29 protein-coding genes and 1 tRNA gene are annotated in these 24,299 nt (G+C 61.7%); 14 read left to right on the top strand and 16 right to left on the bottom strand.

The window, feature by feature from the left end; genetic code table 11:
• Window positions 1-320: 320 nt before the first annotated feature.
• The 5 genes from NKH05_RS04870 to NKH05_RS04850 all read right to left on the bottom strand — a co-directional run bounded on the left by NKH05_RS04870 (window position 321) and on the right by NKH05_RS04850 (window position 2,611).
• Window positions 321-554 carry a hypothetical protein gene (locus NKH05_RS04870; RefSeq protein WP_352494188.1) on the bottom strand — a complete coding sequence of 78 codons (234 nt, stop codon included), beginning with the start codon at window positions 552-554 and terminating at the stop codon, window positions 321-323.
• Between the two features lie 97 nt (window positions 555-651).
• Window positions 652-1,497, bottom strand: a complete 846-nt coding sequence (locus tag NKH05_RS04865) for a DUF4238 domain-containing protein (protein ID WP_352588427.1) — start codon at window positions 1,495-1,497, stop codon at window positions 652-654.
• Between the two features lie 161 nt (window positions 1,498-1,658).
• Window positions 1,659-1,733: transfer RNA gene (locus NKH05_RS04860), tRNA-Glu, on the bottom strand.
• A 90-nt stretch (window positions 1,734-1,823) separates the two neighbouring features.
• Window positions 1,824-2,231, bottom strand: a complete 408-nt coding sequence (locus tag NKH05_RS04855) for a VOC family protein (RefSeq protein ID WP_353025080.1) — start codon at window positions 2,229-2,231, stop codon at window positions 1,824-1,826.
• Window positions 2,228-2,611 (bottom strand): fimbrial protein, encoded by a 384-nt coding sequence (locus NKH05_RS04850; protein ID WP_352480870.1) that lies wholly within the window; start codon window positions 2,609-2,611, stop codon window positions 2,228-2,230. Before NKH05_RS04850 ends, NKH05_RS04855 begins: the two co-directional genes overlap by 4 nt.
• 26 nt (window positions 2,612-2,637) lie before the next feature.
• On the opposite strand from NKH05_RS04850, the gene NKH05_RS04845 reads away from it, so the two are divergent.
• The 3 genes from NKH05_RS04845 (at window position 2,638) to NKH05_RS04835 (ending at window position 5,661) form a co-directional block, all read left to right on the top strand.
• Window positions 2,638-3,678 carry an RluA family pseudouridine synthase gene (locus NKH05_RS04845; RefSeq protein ID WP_352961784.1) on the top strand — a complete coding sequence of 347 codons (1,041 nt, stop codon included), beginning with the start codon at window positions 2,638-2,640 and terminating at the stop codon, window positions 3,676-3,678.
• Window positions 3,679-3,865: 187 nt separating this feature from the next.
• Complete coding sequence (rpoH, locus tag NKH05_RS04840) at window positions 3,866-4,777, top strand: RNA polymerase sigma factor RpoH (RefSeq protein ID WP_023720954.1); 912 nt, start codon at window positions 3,866-3,868, stop codon at window positions 4,775-4,777.
• Between the two features lie 368 nt (window positions 4,778-5,145).
• Window positions 5,146-5,661, top strand: coding sequence for a hypothetical protein (locus NKH05_RS04835; protein WP_352480872.1), 516 nt, complete (start codon window positions 5,146-5,148; stop codon window positions 5,659-5,661).
• Window positions 5,662-5,877: 216 nt separating this feature from the next.
• On the opposite strand, the gene NKH05_RS04830 is transcribed toward NKH05_RS04835, so the two are convergent.
• From NKH05_RS04830 to NKH05_RS04815, 4 genes are all read right to left on the bottom strand, one after another.
• A complete protein-coding gene (locus NKH05_RS04830) occupies window positions 5,878-6,750 on the bottom strand; it encodes an MBL fold metallo-hydrolase (protein WP_352480873.1) in 873 nt (290 codons plus the stop codon).
• Between the two features lie 152 nt (window positions 6,751-6,902).
• Window positions 6,903-7,562 (bottom strand): peroxiredoxin, encoded by a 660-nt coding sequence (locus tag NKH05_RS04825; protein WP_023720958.1) that lies wholly within the window; start codon window positions 7,560-7,562, stop codon window positions 6,903-6,905.
• Between the two features lie 174 nt (window positions 7,563-7,736).
• Window positions 7,737-8,102 (bottom strand): cell division protein ZapA, encoded by a 366-nt coding sequence (locus NKH05_RS04820; RefSeq protein WP_023720959.1) that lies wholly within the window; start codon window positions 8,100-8,102, stop codon window positions 7,737-7,739.
• Window positions 8,103-8,106: 4 nt separating this feature from the next.
• Complete coding sequence (locus tag NKH05_RS04815; RefSeq protein WP_006200774.1) at window positions 8,107-8,379, bottom strand: DUF4164 domain-containing protein; 273 nt, start codon at window positions 8,377-8,379, stop codon at window positions 8,107-8,109.
• A gap of 260 nt (window positions 8,380-8,639) precedes the next feature.
• On the opposite strand from NKH05_RS04815, the gene tkt reads away from it, so the two are divergent.
• From tkt to NKH05_RS04800, 3 genes are all read left to right on the top strand, one after another.
• Window positions 8,640-10,631, top strand: a complete 1,992-nt coding sequence (gene tkt / locus NKH05_RS04810) for a transketolase (RefSeq protein ID WP_352480874.1) — start codon at window positions 8,640-8,642, stop codon at window positions 10,629-10,631.
• 158 nt (window positions 10,632-10,789) lie between these two features.
• Window positions 10,790-11,800 carry a type I glyceraldehyde-3-phosphate dehydrogenase gene (gene gap / locus NKH05_RS04805; protein ID WP_023720961.1) on the top strand — a complete coding sequence of 337 codons (1,011 nt, stop codon included), beginning with the start codon at window positions 10,790-10,792 and terminating at the stop codon, window positions 11,798-11,800.
• A 218-nt stretch (window positions 11,801-12,018) separates the two neighbouring features.
• Window positions 12,019-13,908 (top strand): potassium/proton antiporter, encoded by a 1,890-nt coding sequence (locus NKH05_RS04800; protein WP_023720962.1) that lies wholly within the window; start codon window positions 12,019-12,021, stop codon window positions 13,906-13,908.
• Between the two features lie 178 nt (window positions 13,909-14,086).
• Here NKH05_RS04800 and NKH05_RS04795 read toward each other — a convergent pair whose 3' ends face one another.
• Window positions 14,087-15,004 (bottom strand): polyprenyl synthetase family protein, encoded by a 918-nt coding sequence (locus tag NKH05_RS04795; RefSeq protein WP_352494184.1) that lies wholly within the window; start codon window positions 15,002-15,004, stop codon window positions 14,087-14,089.
• A gap of 78 nt (window positions 15,005-15,082) precedes the next feature.
• On the opposite strand from NKH05_RS04795, the gene NKH05_RS04790 reads away from it, so the two are divergent.
• The 3 genes from NKH05_RS04790 to NKH05_RS04780 all read left to right on the top strand — a co-directional run bounded on the left by NKH05_RS04790 (window position 15,083) and on the right by NKH05_RS04780 (window position 16,763).
• Window positions 15,083-15,841, top strand: coding sequence for a transglycosylase domain-containing protein (locus tag NKH05_RS04790; protein ID WP_031194544.1), 759 nt, complete (start codon window positions 15,083-15,085; stop codon window positions 15,839-15,841).
• A 139-nt stretch (window positions 15,842-15,980) separates the two neighbouring features.
• A complete protein-coding gene (gene rpmF, locus NKH05_RS04785) occupies window positions 15,981-16,163 on the top strand; it encodes a 50S ribosomal protein L32 (RefSeq protein WP_006203806.1) in 183 nt (60 codons plus the stop codon).
• A 198-nt stretch (window positions 16,164-16,361) separates the two neighbouring features.
• Entirely contained in the window at window positions 16,362-16,763 is a 402-nt protein-coding gene (locus tag NKH05_RS04780; protein WP_023720966.1) for a hypothetical protein, read from the top strand.
• Window positions 16,764-16,773: 10 nt separating this feature from the next.
• Here the strand turns inward: NKH05_RS04780 and NKH05_RS04775 are convergent, their stop codons facing one another.
• The 3 genes from NKH05_RS04775 to NKH05_RS04765 form a co-directional block, all read right to left on the bottom strand.
• Window positions 16,774-17,205 (bottom strand): GlcG/HbpS family heme-binding protein, encoded by a 432-nt coding sequence (locus tag NKH05_RS04775; protein WP_352908515.1) that lies wholly within the window; start codon window positions 17,203-17,205, stop codon window positions 16,774-16,776.
• Between the two features lie 99 nt (window positions 17,206-17,304).
• Window positions 17,305-17,535, bottom strand: a complete 231-nt coding sequence (locus NKH05_RS04770; RefSeq protein ID WP_023720968.1) for a hypothetical protein — start codon at window positions 17,533-17,535, stop codon at window positions 17,305-17,307.
• A 76-nt stretch (window positions 17,536-17,611) separates the two neighbouring features.
• Window positions 17,612-18,136 carry a winged helix-turn-helix transcriptional regulator gene (locus tag NKH05_RS04765; RefSeq protein ID WP_023720969.1) on the bottom strand — a complete coding sequence of 175 codons (525 nt, stop codon included), beginning with the start codon at window positions 18,134-18,136 and terminating at the stop codon, window positions 17,612-17,614.
• Window positions 18,137-18,233: 97 nt separating this feature from the next.
• On the opposite strand from NKH05_RS04765, the gene NKH05_RS04760 reads away from it, so the two are divergent.
• Together NKH05_RS04760 and NKH05_RS04755 are read left to right on the top strand one after the other, a co-directional pair.
• Entirely contained in the window at window positions 18,234-19,100 is an 867-nt protein-coding gene (locus NKH05_RS04760) for an alpha/beta fold hydrolase (protein WP_352908516.1), read from the top strand.
• 61 nt (window positions 19,101-19,161) lie between these two features.
• Window positions 19,162-19,818: a glutathione S-transferase family protein gene (locus NKH05_RS04755; RefSeq protein WP_352480879.1), complete on the top strand. Its 657-nt coding sequence runs from the start codon at window positions 19,162-19,164 to the stop codon at window positions 19,816-19,818.
• A gap of 147 nt (window positions 19,819-19,965) precedes the next feature.
• On the opposite strand, the gene NKH05_RS04750 is transcribed toward NKH05_RS04755, so the two are convergent.
• The 3 genes from NKH05_RS04750 to NKH05_RS04740 form a co-directional block, all read right to left on the bottom strand.
• Window positions 19,966-20,253 (bottom strand): ArsR/SmtB family transcription factor, encoded by a 288-nt coding sequence (locus tag NKH05_RS04750; protein ID WP_023720972.1) that lies wholly within the window; start codon window positions 20,251-20,253, stop codon window positions 19,966-19,968.
• A gap of 31 nt (window positions 20,254-20,284) precedes the next feature.
• The gene (locus NKH05_RS04745; protein ID WP_352480880.1) at window positions 20,285-21,532 is read right to left on the bottom strand and encodes an MFS transporter; all 1,248 of its coding nucleotides are present in this window, start codon (window positions 21,530-21,532) and stop codon (window positions 20,285-20,287) included.
• A gap of 95 nt (window positions 21,533-21,627) precedes the next feature.
• Entirely contained in the window at window positions 21,628-21,822 is a 195-nt protein-coding gene (locus NKH05_RS04740; RefSeq protein WP_023720974.1) for a DUF1192 domain-containing protein, read from the bottom strand.
• Window positions 21,823-21,946: 124 nt separating this feature from the next.
• Here NKH05_RS04740 and NKH05_RS04735 point away from each other — a divergent pair, with 124 nt between their 5' ends.
• The 3 genes from NKH05_RS04735 to NKH05_RS04725 all read left to right on the top strand — a co-directional run bounded on the left by NKH05_RS04735 (window position 21,947) and on the right by NKH05_RS04725 (window position 24,280).
• A complete protein-coding gene (locus tag NKH05_RS04735) occupies window positions 21,947-22,957 on the top strand; it encodes an NAD(P)H-quinone oxidoreductase (protein WP_031194545.1) in 1,011 nt (336 codons plus the stop codon).
• A 132-nt stretch (window positions 22,958-23,089) separates the two neighbouring features.
• Window positions 23,090-23,230, top strand: coding sequence for a DUF1127 domain-containing protein (locus tag NKH05_RS04730; protein ID WP_023720976.1), 141 nt, complete (start codon window positions 23,090-23,092; stop codon window positions 23,228-23,230).
• Window positions 23,231-23,584: 354 nt separating this feature from the next.
• The gene (locus NKH05_RS04725) at window positions 23,585-24,280 is read left to right on the top strand and encodes a DUF1013 domain-containing protein (RefSeq protein ID WP_352908517.1); all 696 of its coding nucleotides are present in this window, start codon (window positions 23,585-23,587) and stop codon (window positions 24,278-24,280) included.
• The last annotated feature ends 19 nt before the right edge of the window (window positions 24,281-24,299 follow it).

The following is a 24,299-nucleotide window of genomic DNA, read 5'->3' as shown; positions in this document are numbered from 1 at the left end:
GCCTTCCAATCTCCTCCATGACGATGTGAGGTGCAAAAGAGCAAGAGCCTGGCGCAGCATGGAGTGTGTAATGCATCAATTCCTCCGAAAACCGCATCTTACCTGTTTCAATCTGTACTAAGTTGCCAACGACGTCTTGCTGTTGTTTAGCGTACTTCCAACGCTACGGCCTCAAGCTCTTCCGCAGCCGCCATGAAGCGGTCGATCTCGGCCTGTGCAAGTTGCTTGGATGGTTTGGTTCTGGCCATTTTGCGATCTCCGTTAAGTGGATCGCCGCACCGGCGCAAATGAGGACCATATTCCTAATTCGACCGCAAGAGTTATTCTGCCAGATGGTCCTGATCGATCTTGGCAATTACCCCCTCAAGAGCCTGGACTGCGCGCCTCGATATCTCAACATGAGCAGCCGTGGTATCGACTTTTCCCTTGCCTGGCTGAACAGTCCAAATGCCCGTTTTCCCTGCTTCGGCATTGGTGATGAACCGGCGCTCCTCTTCGAGCTGCTGGCTAAGTTCTTCGCGGAAAGCCTTCCACTGGTCTTTCGTTGCGGCCATCGGGTCTCCTTCCTCGCTGCCTTTCGGCTGAAAGTGACGCAGCTCTGCCGGGCGCGCAAGCGCCCCTCAACGGTTTGCCGCCTCCCCGCGAAGGGAGTTAGACCAAGTGTGAGGACGACTCCGTTCTTGTTAGGTAACGATCGACGAAGCTGGGCTCTGCGTCGCCATACACAAATTTCTTCGCTGTGGAGATGGTGGAGATGTTCGTGGCGTCTACCACGCGCCTATCGGGCATCTTAGCGATGTTTTCTGCGATTGACCGCGCGTTTGTTGCGAAAAAGGCGTGACCAGGGGAGATGGGGAGATTTATGAGACATTTCGGACGGTAGAGGTCTCCAATGCGTTCAAGTGGGTCGTCGCCGAGCATGAGAGGCCGACTTGAATTGCTGACGTCGCGTACTGTCCACCAGAAGGAAAGCAGGCGCTCAATTGGCCGGCTCTCGCCGATCATCTTGGACAAGGTTTCCATGCCAGAATTGGCCAATGCACTAGGTGCGTGATTCTGAGCCCATTCGAGTAGGTTTCGTTCGGGTGCGGACCCTTTTGCAGCGTCGAAGTCTGCATCGGGTTCCGAAAGTATTTTTTGCTGCATCTCTTCAATGCGCTTTGATATCGACGCGACAACATGAGGGACACGCAGCAGCGCCGCGTTCAGATAGATCGCCCACCAGTATCGTTCTTCAATGGAGAGCGATTTTGCCCCTCGAACGACCATCTTCTCGAGGATGGGTGCTGCTTTGTCGTCTACGAAACCGAAAACCCGTTCTTCCACAAGGTGGACCTTGTCCGCGGGGACGTGCTCCAAAGCGTAAAGACCTGGGACGTATCCGGTGGCAGCAGGAGCTACCCCCTTTCTAGTCAGTTTTCCATTGTGCTTGATTCTGCCCCATTGTGTCACATAGCCAGCAGTGTCGGCCCACCGCCGGAGGTGAAACTGCGGCACATAGTGATGGTCCCCATCCTTGCTCAACGGTTTTGCTCAACTGCTTGCCAAGCGGCGCGGCTCACGGCGCTCTAGGCACCTCAAAAATGGATCCTACGAATGGCTTATTTGACCGTTATTTGACGGTTTTACCTGCCGGCCCGCTAAGTAGTTGAAACGATTGGTACGCCCAAGGGGAATCGAACCCCTGTTCCCGCCGTGAGAGGGCGGTGTCCTGACCGCTAGACGATGGGCGCGTTCAAGAACCGGCGATATAGGCTGACGGCTGGGAAAAAGCAACTAGGCTTAAGGCTGCCTGTCGCGCCGGTGAAATATCCGCTGCAAGCCTAGCGTTTTGGCTCGATCAGGTCCCAGAGATTTCCATGGAGATCGGCGAAAACCGCGACCGTGCCATAGGCTTCATGGCGCGGCGCCTCGCGGAACTCGACGCCCTTTTGGAACATCAGCGCATAGTCACGGGCAAACTCGTCGGTTTCGAGGAACAAAAAAACCCGCCCGCCGGTCTGGTTGCCGACGGCGTGCCTTTGCGCATCGCCGGATGCTTCGGCCAGAAGCAGCCGCGCCCCCTGCCCGTTGCCTGGCGTGATCGTGACCCAGCGTTTGCCGCCGCCGAGATCGACATCTTCGGTGAGGACAAAACCCAGCCGGTCGACATACCAGGCGATCGCCTCGTCATAATTTGCGACGACGAGCGCGACCGTGGCAATGCTGCGGTGTTCGGCAAAACCGGTCATTTGTTCCTGATCGAAAAACGGCCGACGATGCGTCGTTCGGTGATGTCATAGACGAAGATGGCGCGGCTGCCGTCTGCCAGCTCGGCGTCGATCGACAGGCGATTGCCGGAGAGCGATTGACTGACCACCCTGGCGCCGACCGGCAGCACGATGTCGCCATTGACCGGTTCGCCGATCGGCACCTGGATGTCGCTGCTCAGCGGAGGGCTGACAGGCGGTGCATTGCGCGCTTTGTAGACAAGCGCCGCGATCACCACCATAAGGGCGAGGAACAGCAGGCCGAGATTGATGGCGACGAAGCGGACGAGCTTCCTCCGCACCTTTTCGACCTCGGGGTCGAGCGGCTTTTCCTCGTCTTCGTCGGCAAGCGGCCGGGCCATGGCAGCAGATTCCGGAACTGTTTTCGATGAGCGCTCATAACGAAGAGGTCAGACAATTAATAGGGGCCAGACAGATCGTGCTGGAGGCCGGCGCCGATGCGGCCGGCCAACGGCTCGACCAATGGCTGGCGGCCAGGCTCGGCCCCGACATGTCGCGCAGCCGGGTGCAGATGCTGATAAAGCAGGGCGCGGTCAGGATCGGCGGCAGGCCAGCCAGCGAGACGAAGCGCAAGATGGCACAAGGTGACAGCGTGTCGGTCGACATGCCGGAGCCGGAACCGGCGGAGCCGCAAGGCGAAGATATTGCGCTGGATGTCCTCTACGAGGACAGCGAGCTGATCGTCATCAACAAGCCGGCCGGGTTGGTCGTGCATCCCGGCGCCGGCAACTGGACCGGCACGCTGGTCAACGCGCTGATCCATCATTGCGGCAACAGCCTGTCGGGCATCGGCGGGGTGAGACGGCCGGGCATCGTCCATCGCCTCGACAAGGAGACCAGTGGCGTCATGGTCGTCGCCAAGACCGATCGCGCCCACAAGGCGTTGTCGGAGGCCTTTGCCGACCACGGCCTGACCGGCGATCTCGAGCGCGCCTATCTGGCGTTGGTCTGGGGCATACCGGCAAGGCCGACGGGGATGGTCGACGCGCCGCTTGGCCGCGCCGCCGACCGGGTACGCCGCGCCGTGGTGCCGCAAGGCCGCGACGATGCCCGCCACGCCATAACGCATTTCACCGTCATTGAGCGCTTTGGCGAGCAGCAGCAGGAATTCGCCACGGCGAGCCTGGTCGAATGCCGGCTGGAAACCGGTCGCACCCACCAGATACGCGTCCACATGGCCCATATCGGCCATCCGGTGATTGGCGACCCCGAATACGGCCAGGCTTTCCGCACCAAGGCCAACCGGTTGCCTGAGCCGCTAACCAGCAAAGTGAAAGCATTTCCGCGACAAGCTTTGCACGCCCGCCTCCTTGCATTTCGGCATCCGGATACCCATTTAACGATGAGGTTCGAAGCACCGATACCGTGGGAGATGGAGGAACTCGTCGACGGCTTCCGCAAGCTTTGAACCAACCACCTGAAAACCTGACCGGCGTTGTTCACTTCAGCGTGACACACTGTTTCGTGTTGAACAAATGCCTGTCTTTCTGGTTTTGTTCCTATATATGTCGGTTGGCGCGAATGTGCCTTTGGCATTCGCGCCACATGCCTGCCGCGTTTCGGGGGCATCACTCCAATAGAGAGGGGGCGCTATCATGGCCCAGTCACTACCCAGTATCGTTTCCGGCGAAGGCGGCCTCAGCCGCTACCTGGAAGAAATCCGCCGTTTTCCGATGCTTCAGCCGCAGGAAGAGTACATGCTCGCCAAGCGCTACGCCGAGCATGAGGACACCACGGCTGCGCACAAGCTCGTCACCAGCCACCTTCGGCTCGTCGCCAAGATCGCCATGGGCTATCGCGGCTACGGCCTGCCGATCGGCGAGGTGATCTCGGAAGGCAATGTCGGCCTGATGCAGGCCGTCAAGAAATTCGAACCGGAGCGCGGCTTCCGTCTCGCCACCTATGCGATGTGGTGGATCAAGGCCTCGATCCAGGAATACATCCTGCGCTCGTGGAGCCTGGTCAAGATGGGCACCACCGCCAACCAGAAGCGCCTGTTCTTCAACCTGCGCAAGGTGAAGGGCAAGATCCAGGCGCTCGACGAAGGCGATTTGAAGCCCGACCAGATTACCGAGATCGCCACCCGGCTGAACGTCTCGGAAGCGGAAGTCGTGTCGATGAACCGCCGTCTGTCGGGCGATGCCTCGCTCAATGCGCCCATCCGGGCCAGCGAAGGCGAATCCGGCGAATGGCAGGACTGGCTGGTCGACGATCACGAAAGCCAGGAAGAGATGCTGATCGAGCAGGACGAGCTGGAAAACCGGCGCGGCATGCTGTCGGGCGCTCTTGCCGTGCTCAACGACCGCGAACGCCGCATCTTCGAGGCGCGCCGCCTCGCCGATGAGCCGTTGACGCTGGAAGAGCTGTCGGCCGAGTTCGATATCAGCCGCGAGCGCGTGCGCCAGATCGAGGTGCGCGCCTTCGAGAAGGTGCAGGACGCGGTCAAGGCCGCAGCCAAGCGCCAGATGCAGGCGCTGCGCACCATCGAGGCGCAGCCGGCGGCGTAAAGCCTTCCGATAGAAACAAATAACGGCCGGTAGAAACAAATAACGGCGGCGTCAGGTAACTGGCGCCGCCGTTATTTTAGAAGGTTGCCAGTTCCGCGGCGCCTTCGCGGATGTCCGATCCACTGCCATAAACTGCTCAGTAGCCTCGCCATCGTGTCCGCAGACGATCCCATCGATAGCGGCATTATCGCAATTTTCCCCAAGCTCTGGAAACCGCAACGCTGCAAGCTGTGGCGGCAATGTTCCGGCGCCGACACGGGCTTCCGTCGCAAAATTCCACAAGGCGGCGCTTGCGGCAGGCGGGCGACAACGGGCCGCCGGGGCCGCGCCGGGCAGTTGAACTCGTCTGTTCGGAAACGAAAGGCGATATGACGATGACGATTTCTCCGTTTCTGACCGCTCTCGGATCCGAAGGTCCCCCAGCCGACCGAGCGAAAGACATGGACCTGTATGGATGGCTAATTGGAAGCTGGGAAATGGACACGGTCCACTACCTCGATGACGGGACAATCCAGAAATGGGATGGCGAATGCCATTTTGGCTGGGTGCTCGAAGGCCGCGCGATTCAGGACGTTTGGATCAGGCCCAAGCGCCCTGCGCCGTCGACGATGTATGGCACAACCTTGCGCATCTTCGATCCTGGGATCGATGGCTGGCATATCATATGGAACGACCCGCTCAACCGGGATCACTCGCGCCAGATCGGCCGGGCCGAGGGTAAGGACATTGTCCAGCTCGGCAATGACTCGCGCGGTCTGAAAACTCGATGGCGTTTCACTGAGATCACTGCCAACAGCTTCCATTGGATTGGCGAGGAAAGATCTTCCGAGAGCGATCCTTGGCAAATCACGTATGAACATTTAGCCCGCCGAACAAAACCCTGACGCTGGACTAAACACTTAGCTGGCGTCTGCGCCGCTCCTCATCCGGCTGCCGCCACCTTCTCCCGTATGGCGACCTATCGGATTCGCACATCGCAAAAATCGAATCAGGATCAATAACTTAATCAATAACTTAATCAATAACTTAGATGACCATCTCGGAACGATGAGCGGGCGCCGAGTTTGAAATGGCATTTGTAGTGCCAGCGACCCATCTCCTCAGAGGCAATCGAGCGGAAATTTCAGATAGCGCCGCCCGTTGGATTCCGGTTCCGGCAGGCGTCCGCCATTCATATTGACCTGCAGCGCGTGCAGGATCAGCCGCGGCATCGGCAACGTCCTGTCGCGGGCTTGGCGGAGCGCGACGAAGTCGGCTTCCGTCTTGCAGCCGGCAACATGGATGTTGCCGGCTTTCTGTTCCGCGACCGTGCTTTCCCAGCGCGCTTCGCGGTCACCCGGCTGGTAGTCGTGACCGACGAACAGACGTGTCTCGTCCGGCAGTGCCAGGATGTCCTCGATCGAACGCCAGAGCCGCTCGGCGCTGCCGCCGGGAAAGTCTGCCCTTGCGGTGCCGCTGTCCGGCATGAACAGCGTGTCGTGGATGAAGGCGGCGTCGCCGATGACGTAAGTAATCGAGGCCAGTGTGTGGCCCGGCGAAAACAGCACTCTTGCCGGAAGGCCGCCGACCGAAAAAGTCGCGCCGTCGGCGAACAGCCTGTCCCATTGCGAACCGTCGGCGGGGAATTCCGGCCAGTTGTAGATCACCTTCCACAATTTCTGGACGTCGATGATCCTCTCGCCGATTGCCGTCGGCGCTCCGGTTCTCCCCCTCAGATAATGGGCGGCGGACAAATGGTCGGCATGCGGATGCGTGTCGAGGATCCACTCGACCTCCAGCCCGCTTTCCCTGACGAAGTCGAGCAAGGCGTCGGCGTTTTTCGTTGCCGTTGCACCGGACCTTTCGTCGAAGTCGAGCACCGGATCGATAATGGCGCATTTGCGGGTCGCCATGTCGGCGACCACATACTGGACGGACCCGCTCGGCTTGTCATAGAAGCCGGTGACCTGCGACCTGGCCGATAATGCGTCCAATCCCAGCCCCCTTGATCTCTCACCGTGGCAGGAATGATTTTCTCAGCCACGGCAAATGAAAGGCATGGTTGTCCGTCAACCAGGCGTCGTCAAGCACCCCGTGCTCACACGGCTAGGAAAACCAAAAATTTCTCCGTGCCGCCTCTGCCTGCTCAGGCGGAAGGCTGCTTGGTTTTCCTGAGATATGGCAGGATTGTCTCGTAGGCGCCGAAGCGCTTGATGGCATCCTCATTCGAGACAGCAGCGGTGATGATGACGTCCTCGCCCTGCTTCCAGTTCGCCGGCGTCGCCACCTGGTGCTTGGCGGTCAGTTGCATGGAATCGATGGCGCGCAGGATTTCGTCGAAGTTGCGGCCCGTCGTCATCGGATAGGTGAGGACCAGCTTGATCTTCTTGTCGGGCCCGATGACGTAGACCGAACGCACCGTGGCATTGTCGGCGGGCGTGCGGCCCTCCGAGCTCTCGCCGGCACCCGCCGGCAGCATCTCGTAAAGCTTGGCGACCTTGAGATCCTTGTCGCCGATCAGCGGGTAGTTCACCGAATGGCCGGTCGCCGTCTTGATGTCGTTCTGCCACTTTCCATGGCTTTCGACGGGATCGACCGAGATGCCGATGATCTTAACGTTGCGCTTCCTGAACTCGCCTTCGAGCCCGGCCATCGTGCCGAGTTCGGTTGTGCAAACCGGCGTAAAGTTCTTCGGATGGCTGAACAATACCGCCCAGCCGTCGCCGATCCATTCATGGAAGCTGATCGGTCCTTGCGTGGTCTCAGCGGTGAAGTCCGGCGCGATATCGTTGATGCGGAGGCTCATGACATGTCCCTACCTTGTGAGTGCAGATCGCAGCCGGCGTTGACCGGCGCTGCTTTTGCCTTTCTACCACTCCGGCGTCATCCTTCAAACGGCTGTTGCGCCGGCATCGAGGCCGGCGGCGAAATATTTTCATTGCTTCTCGGCAAATGCAGCAGGAATTTTCGCTGCGCTGGCTCAGGCCTTGCTCACTGCTAACGTCGTCGTCAGGTCTTCCATGCGCTGGGCCAACGCGCCGAGCGCCCCGGTCAGCACGGAATCGTTCTTGTCGGCCTTGGTCAGTGCGTCGTCGCGCGTCTTGCGCAGCGTCAGCACTTCGCTTTCCATGCCCTTGACCCGCTTTTGCAGTTCTGAAAGCTCGTCCATGACCATGATGCCGGCCATCACGGTCAGCCTCTGGTCGCCGATCTCGCCAAAAGAATCCTTCAGATGCGAGACATAGCGGTCGAAGCGCTCGGCAAGATCGATCAGATGCTCTTCCTGGCCCTCGTCGCAGGCCATCCGATACTGCTTGCCGTCGATGGAAACCGTGACTTGTGCCATTGGCCTACCTGTCCAGTACCGCGCGGATGGTCTCCATGGCTGTCACCAGCCTTCGCGACACTTCCTTGTTGGCATCTTCCAGCCGTTCGGCGCGGGCCTCGGAATTGTCGAGTTCCTGCGCCAGCCGCGAGCGGTCGGCGTTCATCCGCTGCACTTCGGCCTCGGCTTCCGAATAGTCCCGCTCGTGCTCGAGCTTGGCCGCGACGGCGTTTTCCAGCCCTTCGATGGCCTTACCCAGCCTGGCAATGACTTCCTTGAGGGTCGTTTCCCCGGTCATGGCTTTCGTCCTGCGCCCTGCCCATCACCGAATCATCCACGTTCAGAACGCGTTATCCCTGAAACATTACGCGCCGTGTGAACCGCACGTCAATAAAGCGATCGCGACTGTCCCCTGCTAACGCTAATGTAAGTGGTGCATGGCCATCACAAGACCGGCAAAAGCACACCGATTTGTTGACTAAAAGGCCGCGCCTGCTATGTGTCGCGCACCCTTTTCAAGGGCTTTCCCAAGGCCCAAACCCCCATTTTGGAGGAAGCATGACCTCGCGCGAACAACATGACCGGATGGCCAATGCGATCCGTTTTCTCGCCATGGACGCCGTCGAGAAGGCAAACTCCGGCCACCCCGGGCTGCCCATGGGCTGTGCCGACATCGCCACCGTGCTGTTCACCCGCTTTCTCAAATACGATCCGAAGAACCCGCATTGGCCGGATCGCGACCGCTTTATCCTGTCGGCCGGCCACGGCTCGATGCTGCTTTACTCGCTGCTCTATCTGACCGGCTACGAAGACATCACCATCGACCAGATCAAGCAGTTCCGCCAATTGGGGTCGAGGACCGCGGGCCACCCGGAATACGGCCATGCCGCCGGCATCGAGACGACGACGGGCCCACTCGGCCAGGGCCTTGCCAATTCGGTCGGTTTCGCGCTCGGCGAGCGCATCATGAATGCCGCTTTCGGCAACGATCTCGTCGACCACTACACCTATGTGCTGGCCGGTGACGGCTGCCTGATGGAAGGCGTGTCCCAGGAAGCCATCGCGCTTGCCGGACATCTGAAGCTGAACAAGCTGATCGTCTTCTGGGACAACAACAACATCTCCATCGACGGCCCGGTGTCGCTGGCCGACAACACCGATCAGGTCGCCCGCTTCCAGGCGTCCGGCTGGAACGCCAGCCATATCGACGGCCAGGACCCGGAAGCGATCGCCTATGCCATTGAAGCGGCCCGCCACTCCGACAAGCCGACGATGATTGCCTGCAAGACGACGATCGGCTTCGGCGCGCCGACCAAGGCCGGTACCAACAAGGCGCATGGCTCGCCGCTCGGCGCCGAGGAAATCGCCGGCGCCAGAAAATTCTTCGGCTGGGATTATCCGCCGTTCGAGGTTCCGGCCGATATCCTCGACGCATGGCGTACCGCCGGCCGGGCCGGCGTCAAGGCGCGCACCGACTGGGAAAGCCGCCTTGCCAAGGCCGACACCAAATTGCGCGGCGAATTCGAACGCCGCATCGGTGGCACGCTGCCGGCCAACTTCGATGCTGTCATTGGCGATTACAAGAAGAAGCTCGCCGCCGACAAGCCGAAGGTCGCCACCCGCAAATCGTCGGAAATGGCGCTGGAGGTCATCAACGGCGCCGTGCCCGAAACCATCGGCGGCTCGGCCGATTTGACCGGCTCCAACAACACCAAGACCAGCCAGACCAAGAACATCACTGCCGACGATTACGGCCAGCGCTATGTCCACTACGGCATTCGCGAGCACGGCATGGCGGCCGCGCTCAACGGGCTGACGCTGCATGGCGGCATTGTCGCCTATGGCGGCACCTTCATGTGCTTTTCCGATTATGCCCGTCCGGCGATGCGGCTTGCCTCGTTGATGGGCATCCGCTCGATCTTCGTCATGACCCATGATTCCATCGGCCTTGGCGAAGACGGCCCGACCCATCAGCCGGTCGAGCATCTGGCAGCACTTCGCGCCATCCCGAACCACAATGTCTTCCGCCCGGCCGACGCGGTGGAAACCGCGGAATGCTGGCAGCTGGCCATTGAATCGGAAAAGACGCCTTCGACTTTGGCGCTGACCCGGCAGAACCTGCCGACGGTACGCAACGACTTCGTTGCGGAAAACCTCTCCAGCCGCGGCGCCTATGAACTTGCCGCCGCAAGTGGCGAGGCGGCGGTGACAATCTTCGCTTCGGGCTCCGAGGTCGAGATCGCCCTGGCCGCGCGCGAGGCGCTGGAAAAGCACGGCCATGCTACCCGCGTCGTCTCGGTGCCGTGCTTCGAATTGTTCGACAAGCAGAGCGCCGACTATCGCAGCAGGATGATCGGCAATGCGCCGCTCAAGATTGCCATCGAAGCCGGCATCCGTCAGGGCTGGGATTATTTCATCGGCACCGAAGGCATCTTTATCGGTATGACCGGCTTCGGCGCCTCCGGCACGATCGAACAGCTCTATCCGCATTTCGGCATCACCGCCGAAGCAACGGTGAAGGCGGCGGAAGCCCGTCTGCACGGCAAATGAAATTAAGCCCCGATCCGCAAAGGCTGGCATAGCGGTTTTGCCGGCCGGCGGAGCACTAATCGATTTAAATCCGAGCCTCGGCGGCTGGATTCTTTGCCCGTCCGCCGTTATGAAGCTGCGGACTTGATCTTCGGCCCCCAACTCCCAGGGAGAGAACAATGACCGTCAGAGTTGCCATCAATGGATTCGGCCGCATCGGCCGCAACATCCTGCGCGCCATCCACGAATCCGGCCGCAAGGATATCGACGTCGTCGCCGTCAACGATCTCGGCCCGGTCGAGACCAACGCGCATCTGCTGCGCTTCGACAGCGTGCATGGCCGCTTTCCGCATGAGGTGACGGTTGACGGCGATCAGATCATCGTCGGCAAGGAAAAATTCAAGGTCACCGCGATCAAGGATCCGACGCAACTGCCGTGGAAGGAACTCGGCATCGACATCGCGCTCGAATGCACCGGCATCTTCACCGCCCGCGACAAGGCCGCCGCCCATCTGACCGCCGGTGCCAAGCGCGTTCTCGTCTCCGCTCCGGCGGAGGGGGCCGACCTGACCGTCGTCTATGGCATCAATCACGACAAGCTGACCAAGGACCACATCGTCATCTCGAACGCCTCCTGCACCACCAACTGCTTGGCGCCGCTGGCGGCCGTGCTGAATGAGGCCGTCGGCATCGAGAAGGGCATGATGACGACGATCCACTCCTATACTGGCGACCAGCCGACGCTGGACACCATGCACAAGGACCTCTACCGCGCCCGCGCCGCCGCGCTTTCGCAGATTCCGACCTCGACCGGTGCCGCCAAGGCCATCGGCCTGGTACTGCCCGAGCTCAAGGGCAAGCTCGACGGCATCTCCATCCGCGTGCCGACCCCGAACGTCTCGCTGGTCGATTTCAAGTTCATCGCCAAGCGGTCGACCACCGTCCAGGAAATCAACGACGCGGTAATCGCCGCTTCGAACGGCAAGCTGAAGGACATCCTTGCCGTCACTCGTCATCCCAATGTTTCTATCGACTTCAACCACGATCCGCACTCCTCGATCGTGGCGCTCGACCAGACGAAGGTCATGGACGGCAATTTCGTTTCGGTGCTGGCCTGGTACGACAATGAGTGGGGCTTCTCCAACCGCATGGGCGACACCGCTGTCGCCTTCGGCAAGACCATCGCCTGATCGCAGAACCATCTTCTCGACTTGGACAACGCCCGGCTCAGTCCGGGCGTTTTTCGTTGCAGCACGCCCCCCCGAGGCAGCCTCCGCTGCTCGGAGGTGCCAAAACATTCGACTATCGGCAGCGTAGGGCGAAAAGCCGCGCTGCTGCCTTGCAGCGGCCATGTCTTCGCCCCACTCTCCCGTGATGCCGGAGCATATCGACTAGGGGCGACCAACGAATGGAGCATGGTATCTATCTGGTGACGCTCGTTGGCGCAGCACTTGTCGTTGCCGCCGCGTTTTCGAGCCTGATCGCCTTCCGTTTCGGCGCCCCCCTCCTGCTGCTGTTTCTCTGCATCGGCCTTGCCACCGGAACCGACGGTCTCGGAATCCATTTCGACAATGCCCGATTTGCCTATTTTGCCGGCTCATTGGCGCTGGCGGTGATCCTTTTCGATTCCGGCTTCGGCACGCCGCTCAATGCCTTGCGGCAGGCGGCCGGGCCGGCGCTGTCGCTGGCGACCTTCGGCGTCCTTTTGACCACTGGCCTGTTCGGCGCCGCCGCCTATTATTTGCTCGACCTGACATGGCTGGAATCCTTCCTGCTCGGTGCCGCCGTCGCCTCGACCGACGCCGCGGCGGTGTTCTTCCTGCTGCGCGCCGGCGAGATCAATTTGCGCGAACGCGTGCGTTCGACGCTCGAGGTGGAATCCGGCACCAATGACCCGATCGCCATCTTCCTGACCATCACGCTGGTCGAGGTCATCGCCGCCAACACCCACCCCGAGGCCAAGGTGCTGGTTACCGATCTTGCCGTCGGTTTCCTTGTCAACATGGGGCTCGGTGCGGTCATCGGTATTCTCGGCGGCATGGCCATCGTGCGCCTTGTCGATCGCCTCAATCTAGATCACGGCCTGCTGCCGATCTTCGTGCTGACGCTGTCGCTGATGGTGTTTGCCGCCGCCGGCGCCGTCGGCGGCTCCGGCTTCCTGGCGGTCTATCTCGCGGGCCTGATCGCCGGCAATTCCGATATCCGGGCTGTCACCATCCTCAAGCGCTTTCAGGACGGGATGTCGTGGTTGGCGCAGATCATCATGTTCCTGATCCTCGGCCTGTTCGCGACGCCTTCGCAATTTCCGGCGATCCTGGTGCCGGCGGTGCTGCTCGGACTGTTCCTGATATTTGTCGCACGGCCAGTCGCCGTCTGGCTATGCCTGGTGCCGTTCCGTCTGCCACGCCCGGAAGTCGCCTTTGTCTCATGGGTTGGCCTGCGTGGCGCCGTGTCGATCCTGCTTGCTATCACGCCGCTGCTCGGCGGTCTTGAGAACGGCCGCCTCATCTTCAACACCGCCTTCATCATCGTGCTGGTCTCTCTGGTCATCCAGGGATGGACCGTCGGGCCGCTGGCGCGCCGCCTCGGCCTTATCGTGCCGGCCCGCCTGGGACCGCTCGACAAGGTCGAATTGGAACTGCCGGGCTCCGCCCATCATGAGCTTCTTGCCTACCGTGTGGCACCCGGCAGCCCGGTGGCGCGGGGCGAACGCATTCCGCGCTGGGCGCGGCCGTCGCTTGTGCTGCGAGACGGACGCTCGATGCGCTTCCAGGATATGGGCCGGCTGGCGGCTGGCGATCATGTCTACATCTTCGTGCCGGACCGCTATCCGCGCCTGCTCGACAAGCTGTTCGCCAGCCGTGCCGTGGTCGATCCCGAGGATGCGGATTTCTTCGGCGCCTTTGCCGTCGATCCGTCACGCTCCGCCGAGGAACTGGAGACCGCCTACGCGCCGGGCCTGACCGAAGCGGAACGCAAGCTCACCATTGGCGATCTGGTCACGGCGCGGCTCGGCGGCCACGCCGAATATGCCGACCGCGTGCTGCTCGGTCCGATCGAGCTGATCGTCCGCGACGTCGACGACAAGGGCAGGATCACCGGCCTTGGCCTATCCTTCGAGCCGACCGCGCCGGTGGCACGCGTTCCGGTGTTCCTCAGCGCCGGCGAAATCCGCGACCGTATCGCCGCCTTCATCCGCAACCGGCGCAAGCCGGCCGAAGCGCGAGCGGTCGAGGCGGTGGCCGAAATGGAACCGGTTCCGCAGCCCGTGGTGGAAAAGACAACTGGCGAAGGCTGACCGCGTCGACCCGAGCCGCGGAGCCCTGCCGCGAGGCTGAAGAATGGTTCGGCAACTGGCGTGGCGAGTCCATGTGGTCCGACATCGCCGGAAATCATCCCGATCGGCCGGCTGCGAGGGCATCTGGCCGAACAGTCGCCAATTCTCCGTGGCTGTACGGCGCGCCATAGGGGGCAGCTTAATTGTTGCGGGCCGCAACGAACTGCGCCGCTTGTTTCAGAAGCGCGGCTTGTTCGCCATAGGGCTCGAGCAGCGCATGAGCTTGGTCGACGAGGCCATGGAGTTGGTCCCGCGCCCAGTCCGGTCCGTGCAGCGCGACCAGCGTCGCCTTGCCGGCCGCGGCATCCTTGCCGGTTGCCTTGCCCATCTGATGCGCGTCGGCGGTCAGGTCGAGCAGATCGTCGGCAAGCTGAAAGGCAAGCCCGATCGCCGAGCCGAACTCGGCCAGCCTTTCGCGGTCGCCCGACGGCGCGCCGGCAACGATGGCGCCCGCTTCGCAGGCAAAGCGGATCAGCGCACCGGTTTTCATCGCCTGAAGCCGAATGATGCCAGCCTCGTCCGGCCGGCTTTGTTCGGCCTCGAGATCGAGCATCTGGCCGCCGACCATGCTGCCGGCCCCTGCGGCGCGGGCCAATGCCAGCACCAGCGCTGCCCTGCGCTCGGCCGGCAGCATTGTCGCCTCGTCGGCAAGGATGTCGAAGGCAAGCGTCAACAAGGCGTCGCCGGCAAGAATGGCTGTCGCTTCATCGAAAGCCCTGTGCACGGTCGGCTGGCCACGGCGCATATCGTCATCGTCCATGGCCGGCAGATCGTCATGGATGAGCGAATAGCAGTGCACGCATTCGAGCGCTGCCGCGACGCGCAGCGCCGGCTCGACGTCGGCTGAAAACAGTGCAGAACTTTCCATGACCAGGAAGGGGCGCAGTCGTTTGCCGCCGTTCAGAACGCCATGTCGCATCGCGGCCATCAGGCGTTCCGGCCGCGCGATCTCGCCTGAAAGCGTGCGTCCGTCGAGCAACCGCCTCAGCAGCGCCTCGAGCGGAACTGCCCGGGCAATAAGTGCAGCCTCGAACGCCATTTGGTCGTCTTTCGTCATGGTCGGGAGCGGTAGCCGACACTCAGACGTTGCGCAAGAAGCCAAGCGCCATTATGCCGGGGCAGGGAGTAGCGCGGATTGGGTGGCTTGGCGGAACCGATCGTCGATCACGAAACCGAAGGGTTGGACATGGCGAGACCGAGACGCGGCAGCCGCATCGGTCTTCAACGCTGGGTCCGGCGCGGCATCGCTGTCGCCATCGTGCTGGCGCTGATGCCGGTGGTTCTGACCTTTCTGTACCTGCCGTCATTCGTGCACCCGGTGTCGACATTGATGCTGAAGGACCTCGCGACGTTTTCCGGCTACGATCGGCGCTGGGTTTCTATCGATGATGTGGCGCCGGTGCTGGCATATTCGGTCATCATGTCGGAGGACGGGCAGTTCTGTTTCCATCGCGGCGTAGATCTGGGCGAGTTGCGCGGCGTCGTCGACGATGCGCTCGCCGGCGAGATGACGCGTGGCGCCTCGACCATCACCATGCAGACGGTAAAGAACCTTTATCTATGGTCGCGGCCGCTGGGCTCGGTCCGTAAGGTCGTCGAACTGCCGCTGGCCGTCTATTTCGATGCGGTGCTGTCGAAACGGCGGATCATGGAGATCTACCTCAACATCGCCGAATGGGGACCGGGCATCTACGGCATCGAGGCCGCCGCCCAACATCATTTCGGCGTCTCGGCAAAACAGCTGTCGCGCCGACAGGCAGCGCTGCTTGCCGTCACCTTGCCGAACCCGATCGTGCGCAATCCGGCGAAGCCCGGGCCGGGACTGAGGCGGCTTGCCGCGTTGATCGAACGGCGCGCGGGCCGCGCCGGCGCCTATGTCGGTTGCCTGCGATAGTGTCAAAAAAAAACACGGCGACGCTGGCCAAAACGCCATCGGGCGTGTATAGGCAGCCGACTTTCTCAGATTCCGGCCCCTGACGTGGCCCTTTCACGAGGGCCGCCGGGGCGTTTTGACCATGTAGTGGAGCATATCCATGGCCGTTCCGAAACGAAAAACCTCTCCGTCGAAGCGCGGCATGCGCCGTTCCGCCGACGCACTGAAGGCCCCGACCTATGTCGAGGACAAGAACTCCGGCGAGATGCGCCGTCCGCACCATATCGACCTGAAGACCGGCATGTATCGCGGTCGCCAGGTGCTGGAGCCGAAGGAAAGCTGAGAGAGCTTTCTACGGTTTATTATTGCAAAAGACCGGCCACTGGCCGGTCTTTTTGGGTTCGTCGACAACTGATCATACCGGCCGGGGCTGACATTGTTGTTTCACGCCGTCTTTGTCCGTGTTTATGGGCCGCACGAAAATTCTTGACGGCGAACGCCGGGCGCACTCTACAAAGATCAGTCCAACCGGAGCCGCCACATGTTCGGTGCCATTCCGCTGCTGATCGTGCCTTTCATCCTCTACAATCTCGGGCTTCTGGGAATATTCGGTAGCGGCGACGACCCGTGGGCGACCGAAATGTTTTCGGTCCGGATGATGTCGGGCGGGGTGTTCTCGATGACCCTCGGCGATCTCATCGTGCTGATCGCATTGATCTTCTTGTTCGTCGAAGTGGTGAAGTCGACGCGAACGACAAATGCCTCGATCATGGACCACCTTTTGTCGACCTTCGTCTTTGTGGCCTATCTGGTCGAATTCCTGCTGGTGAAGGGCGCCGCCCATTCCGTCTTTTTCACACTGATGGTCATAGCACTGATCGACGTGCTGGCCGGCTTTTCGGTGTCGATGCGGTCGGCCAGCCGCGACATCAACATGAATTAAGGATCCTGGCTCAGCCCGGGTCGGCGGTGAAGCCAGCCGCCTCGATGCCAGCGATGGCTGCCGTTTCATCATTGTCCGACGTATCGCCGGAAATGCCGACGGCACCGATGATCGTGCCAGCCTTATCGCGGATCAGCACGCCGCCGACGACCGGCAGGACGCGTCCGCCCGACACGTCGGAGACGCCGGCTATCAGATGCGGGCGCTCCTTGGCGAAAGCCTCCACCCGGCGCGAGCCCATGCCGATAGCGAGCGCGCCATAGGCCTTGCCGGCCGACATTTGCGGACGCAGGAACGAGGCGCCGTCCTGACGCTGGAACGAGACCAGATGCGCGCCAGCGTCGAGCACCGAGACGCCAAGCGGCCTGAGCTTGAGCTCGGCAGCCTTGGCAAAGGCGGCGGCAATGATCTCAAGGGCTTTGTCGAGCGTCAGTGCGGTCATGGCCGCCTCCTAAACGCGCCAGTTGTCAACCGGCAGAACAGATCGCGGTGAAAACTGTTCCCCGTACGAAACGAAGCAATGCGATCCAAGGACGCCGGCTTATTTCTTCTTGGCGCGGGACTTCTTCACCGGCGCCGGAGGCGCATTGGCCAGATCTTCCGCTTCCTTGGCGAGGCGCAGCGCCCGCAGCTTATTGGTTTTGGCTTGGCGAGCGTCGCTCTCGGCGACATATTCCGCCATGGCCTTCTGGCGCACCGTGGCTGCCTCTTCCTGTTTCTTGAAACGCAAATCGGCCCGCGCACGGGCAGTGTCCTTAGAGTTCTCGACCAAGAGCGTTATCCAATCCGGTAAATTATCTTCAGTCCCTTAATAGCAGAGCCAGCCCGCAATTGGGAAAATAAGTTGGTCATGGCGCCGGATCGCACCCGACTCGCTCCGCATTGCGGGCGATCACCGCATCGTATGCGGCCTGCAAGGTCGCGCGCACGGTGGGTCCAGATGGGGCGGGAGACGCACCTAGATGCTCGTGGCGCAACTCGTTCATGAACTTATCCCACATCGGCGGGCCGCCTTTTTCCAGAAGCTCGGCACGGATAGAGAGCTCTTCGCTGACCGGGAGCCAGACGCGGCCCCAGGCGCCGAGATGCGCCAGGATCGGCACCAGCGTAATAGCCATTTCGGTCAGGCTGTAGATCGCCTTCTGCTTGTGGGAGGGATCGTCCGCCTTGGTCAGCATGCTGAGCTCCATCAGCCGTTTCAGCCGGTCGGCGAGGATGTTGGAGGCGATGCCCTCCATCGAGCCATTGAGCAGCTCGCGAAAGTGGCGTCTGCCGCCGAAGATGATGTCGCGAAGGATGATCAGGCTCCACCGATCGCCGAACACTTCGAGCGACAGATTGATCGGACATCCGGACCGGCGATCGATGTTCATGCGAATCTCCAAAAACCGGTTGCATTATCGTATCGGTTTTAATATCGTGCAACCGATTGCAAATTGCAATCAGATTCGCGACCCGAGGAGGAAAGCCATGAGAAACGCCGAACACCCCGAAATCGTATCCCAGACGTTCGGCGATCCGGCACATCCGGCGGTATTGTTGATCATGGGCGCCATGGCTTCCATGCTCTGGTGGCCGGAAGCGTTTTGCCGGAAGTTGGCCGGCGAGGGTCGCTTCGTGGTCCGCTATGACAATCGCGATACCGGCCGTTCGACGAAATACGCGCCGGGCGAGCCGCCTTATACATTCGACGACATGGCGGACGATGCCATCCGCGTCCTTGACGACCAGGGAATCCGAAAGGCGCACGTGGTCGGCATGTCGATGGGCGGCGTGATTGCGCAGCTCGTTGCGTTGAAATACCCGTCGCGTGTCACTTCGCTTACGGTGATCAGCAGCTCGCCCTTGGGCATTGATACGTCGCATCTGCCCGGAACCACCGAGGCCTACAGGAAACATTCGGACGAAGGCGCGAAGGTCGACTGGTCTGACCGTGGCCAGGCGGTCGATTTCATCGTCAAGGACGCGTATGCGCTCACCGGCACCGCACGCTCATTCGACGAGCAGCGCACGCGGGCTTTCGTCGAACAGGATTACGACCGGTCCGGCGGCTTTCTAAGCGCCACCAATCATTTCATGCTCAAGAGCGGCGAAGATGGGAGCGGCGAAGATCGGAGCGGCCAGGACTGGACGGGGCGGCTGCACGAGATGAAGATCCCGCTCCTCGTTATCCACGGCACCGACGATCCGATCTTTCCAGTCGAGCATGGCGCCGCTCTTGCCGACGCGGTCGCCGGCGCACGGCTGGTCCGGATCGAGGGCGGCGGCCACGAGCTGCATCCCGACGACTGGGCCGCGATCATCGATGCCATCGTCACCCACAGCCAAGCCAAATAGTACCAAGCCTGACCTCAACACCGAATTTCCGCGAGACGAACCACCCAAGGAACGACAACCAATGTCCCTGACTATGCATCTTCATCCACTGGCCTCCTTCTGCTGGAAGCCGCTGATCGCGCTCTATGAGAACGGCACGCCATTCACATCCGTCGTCGTCGATCTCGGCAATGAACAGTCGCGCGCGGCGTTTCTGAAATTGTGGCCGCTCGGCAAGATGCCGGTACTGCGTGATGAAGCGCTGGATCGGACCGTGCCGGAATCGACAATCGTCATCGAATATCTCAACGCGTATTATCCTGGGCCGGCCGAACTGATCCCCGCCGATGTCGATCTCGCTCGCCAGACCCGGCTCGCCGACCGCTTCTATGACTTCTACGTCCAGGAACCGATGCAGAAGATCGTCGGCGACCGGCTGCGGCCGGAGGGCAAGACCGATCCGTTCGGCGTCGAGCAGGCCCGCGCCCAGCTGCGCAGCTCCTACGCCGTCATCGAACAGGACATGCAGTCGAGGACATGGGCGGTGGGCGGGAGCTTCACCATGGCCGACTGCGCCGCCGCCCCCGCGCTGTTCTACGCTAACAAGGTCGAGCCGTTCGGCGACAAATATCCTGCGGTGAGGCGCTATCACGACCGGCTGCTGCGGCGCCCGTCGGTTGCCCGTGTGATCGAGGAAGCGCAGCCCTATTTCAAGCTCTTCCCCTACAACAACGGCTAGAGAGTGGTTCATCGTTTCACGGAAACGCCGAACCGCTCGATCCTTTTGTTTTTTGCGCAATTCCGGACGGAAAACCGTTTCACACTTTTCCTGGAATTGCTCCAGGCCCGAGGCTGCACGAGCTGCCCGACGCGCGGACGACGCCTCTCAGCTTCCGGGTGAACCGAGCTGCTCTGCATCCCAGAACTGGTCGAGCCAGATGTTGAGCTTTAGGAAGCCGGCATTGCTGACCGTATAGACGCGCCTGGTGCCTTCCGGCTTGGCGTTGACCAGCCCGGCATCAAGCAGCACCTTCAGATGCTGCGAAACGGCCGGGCGGGACACCGGCAAGCCAGAGGCCAGTTCGTTGACGGTCTTCGGTCCGCGCCGGAGCTCTTCCAAGAGATAGCGCCGGTTGGGATCGGCAATCGCCATGAAGGCGTCGGAAAGCATCATGCCTTATTTGTGGGGCAAAGCGTCTCGAATCTCAACCGTCGGTTTCAGCTTTTCTGCGCGGGTCGAGCCGCAACGCTTCCGGCGTCACCGAGCGGTCGGCCGGCTGGGTCTTGAAGGCATCGCGGCCTTCGATTGGCACCGGCGCGCGACGGCTGATGCGCAGCAGCGTATAGGCGGCCAGGCAGAGATGCGCCAACGCAGTAGCCAGGAACAGCCCCTCGGGACGCATCCAGCCCATCAGGCCGGCGGCCAGCAGCGGGCCGATCATCGTGCCGAAGCCATAAAGCAGCAGCAGGCCGCCCGACACTTTGACGAAGTCTTCCGATCGGGCATGGTCGTTGGCATGCGCCACCGCGATCGAATAGAGCGTGTAGGCGAAGGCGCCGTAGGCGGCGGTGCAGACGATAACGAAGACGCCGGAGCGCGGTTCGAACAGGAAGATGGCGATGGCGAACAGCGCAGCGCCGAAAGCCGCGCCCGCCAGCACGAAACGACGGTCCGTCGTGTCGGAGAGCCGCCCGGCCGGAAGCTGCATGGCGGCGCCGGCGATGACCACCAGGCTCATCATGAGCGCGATCTCGGCCGTCGAGATGCCGATGCGAGCTCCATAAACGGCACCAAGCGTGCCCCAGGCGCCGTTGGCGATGCCGATCAGCACGCAGGCGATCGCCGACACCGGCGAATTGACGTAGAGCCCTTTGACGTCAAGCGACACGTCCTGCAGCGGCTTGGGGTGCGACGCCGTCGAGACCGCCGTCGGGATCAGTGATAGGCAAAACAGAATGCCGGTGATCATGAATAGCGACGCCGATTTCACATCGCCGCCGGCAACGATCATCTGACCGCCCATGATCGAGGCATAGGTGACCATCATGTAGAGGCCGAAGACGGTGCCGCGGTTTTCGTTGGTGGCCTTCTCGTTCAGCCAGCTTTCGATGACCATGAAAGCACCGGCCATGGTGAAGCCGGTGAAGGCGCGCAGCAGGATCCAGGTATATTCATCAATGATCAGGCCGGTGAGCAGTGCGACGATCGCTCCCGATGCGGCAAAGGCGCCGAAAGCCCTGACATGACCGGCGCGGCGCACGATGCGTGGCGCAAAGAAGCAGCCGGTGACGAAGCCGCCGGCCCAAGCCGTGCCCATCAGGCCGAGCGATGCGGTCGAGAAGCCCTCCACCTGGCCGCGCAGCGGCAACAGCAGCCCGTGCAGCCCGGATGCCGCCAGCAGGAACGCGGTGCCGCGCAGCAGCGAGAGGATCGGTCTGTAGCTTGCGAACATTGTTCAATCCGGCTGGGGTTCGGGGCACAGGTCTGGAGACAGCGGCATTCGGGCTTTTCGGCGGCGTGCCCGAGCTTTTGGAATTGCCCGCAGTACTATCCGCGGCGAAACAGCGCCTCTGCCGCCGACTTGGTGGAGCCCTTGGTCATGAGCTCGGCTTCCAGCCGGGCGATCTCGCCGCGCAGGATGCCGATCCGCTCGGACAATTCATCGACAGAAAGCAGCGACAGATCCTGCCCGATCTCGTGCGGGCGCGCTTTCTTCTTGGGTTCGTCGTCGAAGACCGCCATCGTCGCTCCTCCGTGATTGCCCATTTGCCTGATTTGCCAATGAGCATACATAGGGCAGGGGTATGGATGCAAATGGCAGGCAATAGCTGGCGCTAGAAACCGGCGAAACACGACGGGAAAATTCATGGCGAACGCACAGAAAATTCCGGCCAGGATGATGGCGATCGCCATCTCGGAGCCGGGCGGGCCGCGGGTGCTGAAACCGGAAACCCGCGACGTGCCGGTACCCGGCCCTGGCGAGATCCTGATCCGGGTGCGTGCCGCCGGCGTCAACCGGCCCGACGTGCAGCAGCGCAAGGGTGCCTATCCGCCGCCGCCAGGTGCGTCGGATCTGCCGGGCCTGGAAGCGGCGGGCGAAGTCGCCGCCCTCGGCGACGAGATATCGCGCTGGCGCGTCGGCGACCGGGTCTGCGCGCTGACGGCGGGCGGCGGCTATGCCGAATATGTCAAGGTTCATGCCGGCAGCGTGCTGCCGCTGCCCGCCGGCTTTACCTACACCGAAGCGGCGGCGCTGCCGGAAAACTACTTCACTGTTTGGCACAATGTCTTCGAGCGCGGCGGCCTGAAGAGCGGCGAGACGCTGCTCGTGCATGGCGGCTCATCGGGTATCGGAACGACGGCGATTCAGCTTGCTGCCGCTTTCGGCGCTTATGTCGTCACCACCGCCGGCAGCAAGGAGAAATGCGACGCCTGCCTCAAGCTCGGTGCCGACCGGGCGGTCAACTACCGCGAGGAGGACTTCGTCGCCGCGGTCAAGGAGGCAACCGGCGGCAAGGGCGCCAACGTCATCCTCGACATGGTCGGCGGCGATTATGTCGCGCGAAACTACGAGGCTGCGGCCGTGGAGGGCCGCATCGTCCAGATCGCGACGCAGGGCGGAGCGGTGGCGAGCGCCGATTTCTTCAAAATCATGGCCAAGCGACTCGTGCACACGGGTTCGCTGCTCAGGCCACGCACGGTGGACTTCAAGGCGGCAGTCGCGGCTGCGCTGGAGGCGCAGGTTTGGCCGCTGCTCGGCACGCGCAAGGTTGCACCGGTGATGGACACGATCTTCCCGCTCAAGGAAGCCTGGCGGGCGCATGAGCGGATGGAGGAGGGTGAGCACATTGGCAAGATTGTGCTCGATGTCGCCTGACGGCCGGTAAACAGGCTGAACGAAGGCTTAATGGTGCAATGCAACAAACGCATTGCCGCCATGCAAAAGCGTCTGTTCAATTTTTCATCGCCGATGCCTATTTGCGCGGCATCGAAACGATGGAGGACTACCATGAACCCGATCCGCGCTTTCCGTAACTGGCGCATGTACAACGAAACCGTGCGCGAACTGAACCGGCTGAACGCTCGTCAGCTCAATGATCTCGGCATCAACCGCGGCGACATAGAGAGAATCGCCCGCCAAGGGCTTTGATCTCGAGCACGATCCTGTCCGAAGACCGGGCGCTGCTTTTCCGCAACGCCGAGCCGCGGTTCGGGATCAAGCCTTAGAAGCCAGAGCCGTAGCAGACGGATTTCCGTCGTCGGTTCCGAGCCCGCCCGACCTTGGTCTGGCGGGCTTTGTCTTTTTGAAGCTTTCGACTGCATGGCTTCATGTGCCGACCCTTCGCGGTCTGCTGGTCGCGCCGCCATGCCGTCCTTGACGCGCGCCTGCCAAAAACATTGCGAAATGGCGAGTGAGCAGTTATATAGACCGCGATTTTCCCATTTTGGTGGCTGTAAACCACCGCCCGCGCGGGAACGCGGGCGAACGAGAAGGATTTTTGTAATGGCCAATACGCTGCTGATGCCAAAAGCGACCGCCGTCTGGCTGGTTGACAACACAGCGCTTTCCTTCGAGCAGATCGCGCAGTTCTGCGGACTGCATCCGCTTGAGGTCAAGGCGATCGCCGACGGCGAATCGGCGCAAGGCATCAAGGGTATGGACCCGATCATGACCGGCCAGCTCACTCGCAACGAGATCGCGCGCGCCGAGAAGGACCCGAACCACCGGCTGAAGCTCTCCGACCCCAAGGTGCGGGTGCCGGAATCCAAGCGCAAGGGTCCGCGCTACACGCCGCTGTCCAAGCGCCAGGACCGGCCCAACGCCATCCTCTGGCTGGTGCGCAACCATCCCGAGCTCAAGGATGCGCAGATTTCCCGCCTTGTCGGCACGACGAAGTCGACGATCGACCAGATCCGCGACAGAAAACACTGGAACTCCGCCAATCTCCAGCCGATGGATCCAGTGACGCTCGGCCTGACGTCGCAGATCGACCTCGACATGGAAATCAACCGCGCCTCGCGCGGCCGCGAGCAGGCGCAGCCGGTCGGCGATACGCTGCTGCCGGCCGCCTTGACCGAACGGCTGGTGCCGGCGCCGGAAAAGCCGAAGGACGAGGACCGCGAACTCGACGCCAACGCCGTCTTCGCCAAGCTTTCGGCGCTGAAGTCGAAGGACAAGGATACGGACGAAGAGGAATAGAGGTCTCGCATCCAAAACA

The organism is Mesorhizobium sp. M1399, from assembly GCF_040317735.1.
GTDB lineage: Bacteria > Pseudomonadota > Alphaproteobacteria > Rhizobiales > Rhizobiaceae > Mesorhizobium.
This window is presented reverse-complemented; position numbering and strand designations above follow the sequence as displayed.

What these genes read in the sequence shown, in the direction of transcription:
- NKH05_RS04870 (WP_352494188.1), bottom strand. Translation starts at nt 554, where the DNA reads ATGGCCGCAACGAAAGACCAGTGGAAGGCTTTCCGCGAAGAACTTAGC.
- NKH05_RS04855 (WP_353025080.1), bottom strand. Translation starts at nt 2,231, where the DNA reads ATGACCGGTTTTGCCGAACACCGCAGCATTGCCACGGTCGCGCTCGTC.
- NKH05_RS04850 (WP_352480870.1), bottom strand. Translation starts at nt 2,611, where the DNA reads ATGGCCCGGCCGCTTGCCGACGAAGACGAGGAAAAGCCGCTCGACCCC.
- NKH05_RS04845 (WP_352961784.1), top strand. Translation starts at nt 2,638, where the DNA reads ATGAGCGCTCATAACGAAGAGGTCAGACAATTAATAGGGGCCAGACAG.
- rpoH (WP_023720954.1), top strand. Translation starts at nt 3,866, where the DNA reads ATGGCCCAGTCACTACCCAGTATCGTTTCCGGCGAAGGCGGCCTCAGC.
- NKH05_RS04835 (WP_352480872.1), top strand. Translation starts at nt 5,146, where the DNA reads ATGACGATGACGATTTCTCCGTTTCTGACCGCTCTCGGATCCGAAGGT.
- NKH05_RS04825 (WP_023720958.1), bottom strand. Translation starts at nt 7,562, where the DNA reads ATGAGCCTCCGCATCAACGATATCGCGCCGGACTTCACCGCTGAGACC.
- NKH05_RS04820 (WP_023720959.1), bottom strand. Translation starts at nt 8,102, where the DNA reads ATGGCACAAGTCACGGTTTCCATCGACGGCAAGCAGTATCGGATGGCC.
- NKH05_RS04815 (WP_006200774.1), bottom strand. Translation starts at nt 8,379, where the DNA reads ATGACCGGGGAAACGACCCTCAAGGAAGTCATTGCCAGGCTGGGTAAG.
- tkt (WP_352480874.1), top strand. Translation starts at nt 8,640, where the DNA reads ATGACCTCGCGCGAACAACATGACCGGATGGCCAATGCGATCCGTTTT.
- gap (WP_023720961.1), top strand. Translation starts at nt 10,790, where the DNA reads ATGACCGTCAGAGTTGCCATCAATGGATTCGGCCGCATCGGCCGCAAC.
- NKH05_RS04800 (WP_023720962.1), top strand. Translation starts at nt 12,019, where the DNA reads ATGGAGCATGGTATCTATCTGGTGACGCTCGTTGGCGCAGCACTTGTC.
- NKH05_RS04795 (WP_352494184.1), bottom strand. Translation starts at nt 15,004, where the DNA reads ATGACGAAAGACGACCAAATGGCGTTCGAGGCTGCACTTATTGCCCGG.
- rpmF (WP_006203806.1), top strand. Translation starts at nt 15,981, where the DNA reads ATGGCCGTTCCGAAACGAAAAACCTCTCCGTCGAAGCGCGGCATGCGC.
- NKH05_RS04780 (WP_023720966.1), top strand. Translation starts at nt 16,362, where the DNA reads ATGTTCGGTGCCATTCCGCTGCTGATCGTGCCTTTCATCCTCTACAAT.
- NKH05_RS04775 (WP_352908515.1), bottom strand. Translation starts at nt 17,205, where the DNA reads ATGACCGCACTGACGCTCGACAAAGCCCTTGAGATCATTGCCGCCGCC.
- NKH05_RS04765 (WP_023720969.1), bottom strand. Translation starts at nt 18,136, where the DNA reads ATGAACATCGATCGCCGGTCCGGATGTCCGATCAATCTGTCGCTCGAA.
- NKH05_RS04760 (WP_352908516.1), top strand. Translation starts at nt 18,234, where the DNA reads ATGAGAAACGCCGAACACCCCGAAATCGTATCCCAGACGTTCGGCGAT.
- NKH05_RS04755 (WP_352480879.1), top strand. Translation starts at nt 19,162, where the DNA reads ATGTCCCTGACTATGCATCTTCATCCACTGGCCTCCTTCTGCTGGAAG.
- NKH05_RS04750 (WP_023720972.1), bottom strand. Translation starts at nt 20,253, where the DNA reads ATGATGCTTTCCGACGCCTTCATGGCGATTGCCGATCCCAACCGGCGC.
- NKH05_RS04745 (WP_352480880.1), bottom strand. Translation starts at nt 21,532, where the DNA reads ATGTTCGCAAGCTACAGACCGATCCTCTCGCTGCTGCGCGGCACCGCG.
- NKH05_RS04740 (WP_023720974.1), bottom strand. Translation starts at nt 21,822, where the DNA reads ATGGCGGTCTTCGACGACGAACCCAAGAAGAAAGCGCGCCCGCACGAG.
- NKH05_RS04735 (WP_031194545.1), top strand. Translation starts at nt 21,947, where the DNA reads ATGGCGAACGCACAGAAAATTCCGGCCAGGATGATGGCGATCGCCATC.
- NKH05_RS04730 (WP_023720976.1), top strand. Translation starts at nt 23,090, where the DNA reads ATGAACCCGATCCGCGCTTTCCGTAACTGGCGCATGTACAACGAAACC.
- NKH05_RS04725 (WP_352908517.1), top strand. Translation starts at nt 23,585, where the DNA reads ATGGCCAATACGCTGCTGATGCCAAAAGCGACCGCCGTCTGGCTGGTT.